The 4,438-nt window shown below is 63.3% G+C and carries 4 protein-coding genes; 1 reads left to right on the top strand and 3 read right to left on the bottom strand.

Translation table 11 applies throughout. The features are described from left to right. Positions 1–516 precede the first annotated feature (516 nt). From MKK75_RS00040 to MKK75_RS00030, 3 genes are all read right to left on the bottom strand, one after another. The gene (locus MKK75_RS00040; protein WP_244040607.1) at positions 517–942 is read right to left on the bottom strand and encodes a MucR family transcriptional regulator; all 426 of its coding nucleotides are present in this window, start codon (positions 940–942) and stop codon (positions 517–519) included. Positions 943–1,293: 351 nt separating this feature from the next. Continuing rightward, a complete protein-coding gene (locus MKK75_RS00035) occupies positions 1,294–2,376 on the bottom strand; it encodes an EAL domain-containing protein (RefSeq protein ID WP_244001248.1) in 1,083 nt (360 codons plus the stop codon). 193 nt (positions 2,377–2,569) lie between these two features. After that, the gene (locus MKK75_RS00030) at positions 2,570–4,018 is read right to left on the bottom strand and encodes a sensor domain-containing diguanylate cyclase (protein WP_244040606.1); all 1,449 of its coding nucleotides are present in this window, start codon (positions 4,016–4,018) and stop codon (positions 2,570–2,572) included. 240 nt (positions 4,019–4,258) lie between these two features. Between MKK75_RS00030 and MKK75_RS35980 the strand changes: the two genes are divergently transcribed. Further along, positions 4,259–4,438: hypothetical protein (locus MKK75_RS35980; RefSeq protein WP_313901819.1), on the top strand; the 180-nt coding region annotated here is incomplete at its 3' end.

Genomic DNA, 4,438 nt, shown 5'->3' with positions numbered 1-4,438 from the left:
AACGAAAAGCCCTCACAGCGGTTGGGCGGTATCCGGTAGAGGCACGTCCGCGACCGGTCGTACCGCACACGCGCGGCCGCCTCGCGCAACGCTCCCGGTCCGGTCGTCATGGCCTCGACAGGGGCGTTCATGTTGCGCGCGTGGAGTACGCTCTCCGCGAGCGTCGCCTGGGCCGAGGCAGGTTGATCGCGCAGCTAGGCATTCTCGGCCGCCAGCGCCAGTAGGAGAGCGGCCCCGACATCGCTCATTCCTGCTCCCACGCCACCCCGAGGCAGCGCCTCTAGCCGGGCTCAAGCTTGGCCGCAATCGCGTCCGATCATCGCGACTGCACCGGCGGAACCGCACCGAGGCCAAGGGGGTATCAGGCCCCGGTGCTGCTCTCCCGGCGCGCGGCCGGAGCCGATCGCTGAGGGTATGACGGCGCGGGGTGGTTAACGGATCCTGTACGAAGGCCGCTGGGACCGCCTGCACTCGATCGTTGGATCAAGCCGCCCGAAGGCTCTTCTTCGGTGCGCTCTAAGCCATCGCCCCCGGCCGGCCGAGGCCGATCGCTTTGGCGAGCGCCGAGCGCCGGGCAGCGTAGCTTGGGGCCACCATCGGGTAATCGGGCGACAGACCGTACTGGAGCCGGTAGCGCTCCGGCGTTAGCCCGTGCGCGGTGAGGTGGCGTTTCAGGGTCTTATAGGACCGTCCGTCGAGGAAGCTGACGATCCCATCGTCTCGGATCGATTTGTGGATTTGGGCTGTGCTCGGCTTCTCGATATCGAACTCGGACACCGGCACTGAGCCGCCCGGCTTGAGCGTATTGAGAGCCTCGTGGATGCTCTTAATCAGCTTCGGAAGCTCGACTGCGGGGACTGAATTCTTCGTGACGTAGGCAGAGACGATTTCGCCGGTAAGCTCGGCCAAATTCAAGCCTGGATTGTGAAATTCTTCGGTCATCAAATCGATCTTTCGGATATTTTATGCCCCCGTAAAAATAGTTTTCATACGAAATCTCACAAGTAAATGCGGCTTCCGACCGCATAGATCGGTGAAATTGTCGCATCTGGTGGAATAAATACTTTCTTGGAGACGGGAAGCATGATCGGGGGCCAAATGGCTCGCGGCGGCACGACGTCGGCCCGAATTGGACGCACAGGGCAAGGCACAAGCCCTGATCGAAAAGCCAGCAAGAGAAGGCCGCCCGAGCGTCCCTGTCAGCCGCGGATACGAAGTAACGAAAGAGTACGGGGGTCAGGGGTCAGCCGCTGATCGGGAATGGCGTTGCCTAAACCGTTGTGACGCTCTGGCTTACGCGGCGACGGCGTCGCAGCGGAAACGTTGCGAGGGATCCGCCAGTGCCCGTTCCATCTCCTTCCGAAACCCCTCGGCTCCATCGTGCCAGGCAGCCGGATCAGTCTCGTACAGCGCCATGACCTCATGAAAGCGCTTGTGCGCGCACCCGAACGCGGTGTCATGCAGGCCGTGCTTGTCGAAGAACACCCCGATGCTGCAGGCATGCGGATCCTTCGATGCTTCCTTCCAAGCCACCGGTAGAGGCTGACCCATCAGGGTCCGACACGCCTCCACCACGCGCAGGTGGCCTGCATAGGCGCCCAGCATCGACGTCGGCGTCCGGTCCATCTCCATGCCCACCGTCGGCCGTGCCGCCATCCATGATGCGATAGCCGCTCCAGGCATCGGCCGTGCGATCCCGTAGCCTTGCCCGAGATCGACCCCAAGTACGCGCAAAGCGTCGCGGATCTCGGCTGTCTCCACGCCCTCGACGATAAGCCGCTTGCCGATGCTGTGAGCTAGGCTCTGCAGGCTGAGCACGAAGTGCAGGTCTCGGGGCTTCTGTCGGAGCCCGCGCGCAAACGACTGGTCGAGCTTCATGATGTCGACGGGCAGGTCGCGCAGATTGATCAGGGACGAGTAGGCGCTGCCGATATCGTCGAGTGCGATGCGGATGCCGAGTGCACGGATGGCCTGCAGGCGCTCTGACATTCGAGCGAAGTCCGAGGTCGCATGGCCTTCCAACAGTTCCAGCACCACTGCGCCATCCGGGCTGAAGGCGTGCTGATCGAGTACGTCGCGCAGAAGATCGACGAACCCATCCGCGAGCACCAGCGGCACCTCGACGTTGACGCTGACGTAGGGGCCTGAGCCATCACCTCCCAAGCTCTGCCGCAGCGAGACCGCTTGCCCGAGCATCGTGCGAAACAGTTCGGCGAGGGCGTCCTGCGGTAGGCTGGACAGGAAGTCCGCCGGCGGAAGGAGCTGGTCGCCGCGCATGAGCCGCGCGAGCGCCTCGTAGCCGACGATCTCGCCTGTGCGCAGATCCTCGATGGGTTGGAAGGCGGCTCTTATGTCGAGGCTTAATTGGTGCAGCACGGATGTGCTGCAGGAAGCAGCCGCGCGTGGCCTGCGAGCCCGAGCGTGGTGCACGGTCATAGTGATCCTATTGGGTCTGGATCGGGAGGTGCTTAGCCACGACGTAGGGTTGCAACCTGATCCATATTACATTGCGCAACCGTTAACGACCGCGACAGCCCTGAGCCGAAGGGTCCGCAATGTATTTGGGCGCTCAGATCACAAGGCGCAGATCTGTCTCGTCCGGTTCGGCAGCACGAACCTGGTTCCGACCCGCGCCTTTGCCCACGTACAGCGCCGCATCTGCCTCCGCGACGAGTGCAGCCGCGTTGGGCGCTAAGACCTCAGGAACGCTGGCTACGCCACAACTCACCGTGAGAACTGTATGCGGCCCAGATGCGTGGGGCATCCCCCAACCCATTACCGCCGCCCGGATCCGCTCGGCCACGACGATCGCACCCGCGGTGTCGACCTCAGGCAGGATGACCCCGAACTCCTCGCCGCCGATGCGACAAGCCGTATCGCTCGCGCGATTGGCCGCTGCTCGGATCGAGCCAGCGATCAGTCGGAGCGCTTCGTCGCCGCGCTGATGACCATAGCTGTCGTTGAAGCCCTTGAAGCAATCCGCATCGATCAGGATCAATGCCACCGGCCGCTGGCCCCGCACTGCACGGTCCCATTCCTGTGCGAGCGCCTCATCGAAGCGCCGCCGGTTGCCGAGGCCAGTTAGGGCATCGGTGGTCGCCTGTGCTGCGAGGCTGGCGTTGGCTGCGACCAGCTTCGCCTCGGTCTGCTCGCGTCGGCCCAGTTCTCTACGCAGCAACCAAGTCAGCCCAGCCGTGACGCCGCAGAGACTGAGCAGTATAAAGCCCAAGCTGAGTGCCTGATGCCACCACTCGCCGTAGATTGTCGACGATGCCACGGCGATGCTGAGGGTGAGGGGGCCCGTGCCGAGCCGCGCGAAGGTGAGCCGACGTTCGCCTTCCCCAAACATCGCCGGACCGACGAAGCTGCCTTCGCGCATCGCGATCATGCGGCGGTAGCTCGGGGCATCGGCCACGCTCGCGCCGATCACGCTCTGCTCAAACGGCTCGCGCATCAGGACGACGCCCTGAGGTCCGAAGAGCGTGACGGTCCCAGCATGCTCGGCACCGACTGAGGCGAACAGGCTGCGCAGGTAGTCGATCTTGATGCCGCCGACCACGACACCAGCGAACGAACCGTCGGAGTTCGACAAGCGGCGGGAAAGCATGATCATCGGCTGACCACTCACCCGCGAGACAGCGGGCGGGCTGATGTGCAGATCATCGTCATCTGGATGGGCGGTGAAGTGACGGAAATATTCGGTATCAGACCGGTCCAGCCCCTTCGGTACCGATGGGCTCGAGCCGGAGACGATGGTGCCGCGCATGTCGAGAAGCAACAGGAAGGCGAAGCCAGGCGCGGATGCGGCACGGTCGAACAGGATCATCCGGCGAAGCTCGGGTGTAGCTTCCACGACACCGGGACGACCGATGTTTTCTACAACGGCCTGTAGTGATAGGTCATAGAGTTCGATGTTGCGCGCGATATCGCGGCCGAGCACCTGTACGAGGCTGTTTGCTACTAACTGGCTGCGGCGCTCCGCATCTGTACGCATCTGCCAGAGCAGAATGGCGGCCACGCAGATCAAGCCGGTGACGGTTAGGCAGTTGGCAAGGGCCAGCCATCGAGCCAGGGATGGCCTGGACCATGAGCCATCGACGTGCCCTCGGGAGCTAGCTACAACGTGCGCCACCTCGAGCCTGCGCGGTTTGAACATCCCGACGCAGTCAGCCGCAAATCAATTACGAAGCCCTTAGCGCGATGTAGACACTTCGTGGTCTTGGCAAGGAGGTACCTGCTGAGGACGTGGGATAAGTGTTTGACCATTCGCCGTCTTCCATGGAGACGGATCGAACACCGCGGCTATGGGCTGGAACGCGCGCACGAGATCGCCGTCCAGGCGACCGGTCATCCCGTCGAGGATGGCGTAGGCTTTTTCACCAGCCATCGGCGCTCGGTAGGGCCGACGCTCGATCAGAGCGCCATAGACGTCGCAGAC

The sequence above is a fragment of the Methylobacterium sp. J-030 genome (assembly GCF_022829545.1).
Lineage (GTDB): Bacteria > Pseudomonadota > Alphaproteobacteria > Rhizobiales > Beijerinckiaceae > Methylobacterium.
Note: the sequence above shows the minus strand (reverse complement) of the source record. Positions and strands in the feature narration are given on the sequence as shown.

Bases quoted from the DNA above. Each gene is read 5' to 3' on its own strand.
- MKK75_RS00040 (WP_244040607.1), bottom strand. From the start codon at position 942: ATGACCGAAGAATTTCACAATCCAGGCTTGAATTTGGCCGAGCTTACC.